Below are 3,018 nucleotides of genomic sequence, written 5' to 3' on the forward strand. Positions count from 1 at the left end.
CTACTCATATCTGCTTTAAAAGCATTTTCACATTCTATATCTTTTTGAAGTTTTATCTTTTAATTCTTTTTCATTTTTGGTTTTTTTAAAATATTCCATAGACTTAGGCTCTGATGAACAAGCACCTAAAAAGACAATAAAACTAAAAGAAGCTAAATCTAAAGTAACTTTTCATTCGAACATCCTTATAATATATTTTAAATATATATAATAAATATTTATTATATATAAAAAATTTCTTTTATGAATATTTCATTGTTTTGGATTTTATTATTATAAAAGTTCAAAAGTAATAATATTACTTTTGATTTACATTAGATGATTGGCAAATGAGCGTTAGCGAAATTTGCGGTTTTTTGAATTTAAGAACAGATAAAGAGAACTAAGACTTGTAAAAAATGCTTTTAAACGCCTATAAAATATCTATTTATTAAGGTTTTTGATTTTCCCATCTGTGGGATAAATTTTCCCACTTGTGGGAGAAAAACTGCTCGTGGTGGGAAAAATTGAGAAGTAGTTTTTCCCAAAATAATTAATAAATTTCATTATATGAATTATAATTTGTGTTTTTATTTGGGAAATTATCATTTTTTGGGAAAAATGTGTTATAATGTATTTTATTTTTTGGGAAAAGGTTAATAATGGCAAAAATAGTTAATTTAGAGAATAGAGATACTAAAAAATTATATAGTAGTGTTCAGGAAAAAATTGATGCTACAACTGGAGAAGTTACTACTGTAATAAGTTCTTTTTTACAAAGAGAAAAAACTAAAGATGATTTTATTAAATTATTTGTCGAAAATATTAGTTTTCTTACTGATAATCTTTCAAATCCTGCTTTAAGGGTTGTTTTGATGATGGTTAAAAACTTAAATTACCAAAATGTTTTTAACTATAATAGTGATTTTGTTCATTATTTCGAAAGTAAAAAGATTTTAGGGAAGTCGAGTGTTTATCGTGCAATAAAAGAACTTGAAGACAAGCAAGTTATTTTTAAAGTAACAGAAGAACAAAGAAAAGAATATGATATCATAGGTTCAAATTCATATATTATGAATCCGCAGATCATAGGCAAAGGTTCTTTTAAAGATCTTAAAAAATTAAGACAAACTGTTGTTAAAACTTTTGATTTTGATAATTTAGAATTTAAACAAGAAATATCAGTTGAGAGTGAATATGAAGGATTTGAACAGGTTAAGAAAAATCCAGATAATTATGTTATCGAGGAAGTCAAACAAATAGCCTCAAATAAGAATACAATAGAAAATCAAGTTATTATTTCTGAAAAAGACAACGATCAAGATTATCCAAAAGAAGAAATAATTGATGTTAAAGTGGATGATAACAAAGAAGAGCAACCTGCTCTTTTTGTTGAAAATAAAAATGAACAAAATGCAAAAGCTTTTATTAATAAATTTGCAGGTATGTTTAATGGAGCTTTTCATCCGAGCAAAACAGTTAAAGAAATGAAAAAAGAATCTTTGGAGAATGATTTAAAAGAGGGTAATGTATGAAAAAAGTATTTCTTGATACAAATATTTTTATTGATTTTTTTGATGAAGCAAGGGTAAATAATGATCAAGCTAAGCAATTAATATATTTTTTAATATCAAATGAAATAAAAATCGTATTTTCTGAAGATATGATTTCAACTATTGCCTATTTAATAGACAAAAACAAGCTACCAGCTCTTATGTCTTTTTTTAAAAGCACAATAACAAACCCATATTTTGAAATAGTATCGTTTGGTTCAAGTGTTATTAATATGGCTTGTGATTTTCATTTGCAGAATAAAGGTGATTTTGAAGATTATTTGCAATACTTTTGTGCAGAAAAAGAAAATTGCTGTGCAATTTATACTATGGATAAAAATTTTCCAAATTTAAAAATACCTATAAAAAGATATGGTGATACAAACATATAATAATATTTCATCTATCTCGTGTTAAGATATTTAAAACATTCAGAAATTAGAGGATAATATGAAAAAAAAATAAAAACATAGTAGAATATATATTATTTTATCTGTATAAAATAATATATATTCAAAAAAATCACTAAATAAGGTAAAATTTCATGAGCTGCTATCGCAGATAAGATTATCTTCCTATAATGATGATATTGTAAAGCATTATGATAACCTTAAACTTGTAGGAAAAATCACTCCAAAAATTGCAACATTAGAAATTATTCTTAGAAATAAACTTGATAGTAAATTATCAGAACAAGATAATGATTGGATAAAAAACTCTAATGATGAAAATATTAAAAAGCTAAGATTGAAATTGAAAATAGAGAAAAAAATAAGACTTTATCCCATCATCAATATCTTTCTTGTATGAACTTAGGAACTATTATCTATCTCATTAAAAAATAAATTACAAAATTTTATAATGGATGTAAAAAATATTGATTTTAGAGATTATGACAGCAGTAACAAAAATTTCTTTTTAAAAAATAAAAAGAAACGAAACTTTGGAAATATACACAAGGTAGATATAATTCTTAGTTTATTACAAAATCTAAGAAATAGAAGTTATCATTGGGAAAATATATTAAAAACAACAGAAAATAAGGGGAAATATTATCCAAGATTAACGACAAAATAGAAAACACTCATATAGGATTAAATCCACAAAAATAGATTTATTCTTAAGTGATATAATTAAAACTTTTGATAAAGAAATTTTGAAATACTGTTAAGAACAAAATAAGGATGGGACACAAGGAGTCCCTTGAATTTCCTTGAAATTATAATCAATCTAACATTAAATTAAAATAAATAGGGGAATATCTTGCCAAAAAAAGAATGTTTTTGTTTGTTCCATATCAAGATATTCATGAAGTTAAAAAACTTGGTGCAATGTGGGATAGCAAGCAAAAACAATGGTTTGCGCCAAAATCATTGGATGTTAATATATTTAAAAATGGTTAGATAAAACCGCATCAAACAATAAAAGTAATTCTTATTCGACCAACATACCCTTAGCCATTCAATCTTTTAAACAAGTTTTGGAA

General features: G+C 24.5%; 3 protein-coding genes. All 3 read left to right on the top strand.

From position 1 onward, the window contains the following. The first annotated feature begins 641 nt into the window (after nucleotides 1-641). The 3 genes from H2277_RS08755 to H2277_RS08765 all read left to right on the top strand — a co-directional run bounded on the left by H2277_RS08755 (nucleotide 642) and on the right by H2277_RS08765 (nucleotide 2,935). The gene (locus H2277_RS08755) at nucleotides 642-1,514 is read left to right on the top strand and encodes a replication/maintenance protein RepL (protein ID WP_337201933.1); all 873 of its coding nucleotides are present in this window, start codon (nucleotides 642-644) and stop codon (nucleotides 1,512-1,514) included. Continuing rightward, on the top strand, nucleotides 1,511-1,924 hold the full coding sequence (locus H2277_RS08760) for a PIN domain-containing protein (RefSeq protein WP_337201934.1): 414 nt from the start codon (nucleotides 1,511-1,513) through the stop codon (nucleotides 1,922-1,924). The genes H2277_RS08755 and H2277_RS08760 overlap by 4 nt, the downstream gene beginning before the upstream one ends. An 891-nt stretch (nucleotides 1,925-2,815) precedes the next feature. Then, entirely contained in the window at nucleotides 2,816-2,935 is a 120-nt protein-coding gene (locus H2277_RS08765) for a DUF5710 domain-containing protein (RefSeq protein WP_251820145.1), read from the top strand. Nucleotides 2,936-3,018 lie beyond the last annotated feature (83 nt).

This window comes from Campylobacter sp. W0014 (assembly GCF_020135975.1).
Classification (GTDB): Bacteria; Campylobacterota; Campylobacteria; order Campylobacterales; family Campylobacteraceae; genus Campylobacter_D.

What these genes read in the sequence shown, in the direction of transcription:
- H2277_RS08755 (WP_337201933.1), top strand. Translation starts at nt 642, where the DNA reads ATGGCAAAAATAGTTAATTTAGAGAATAGAGATACTAAAAAATTATAT.
- H2277_RS08760 (WP_337201934.1), top strand. Translation starts at nt 1,511, where the DNA reads ATGAAAAAAGTATTTCTTGATACAAATATTTTTATTGATTTTTTTGAT.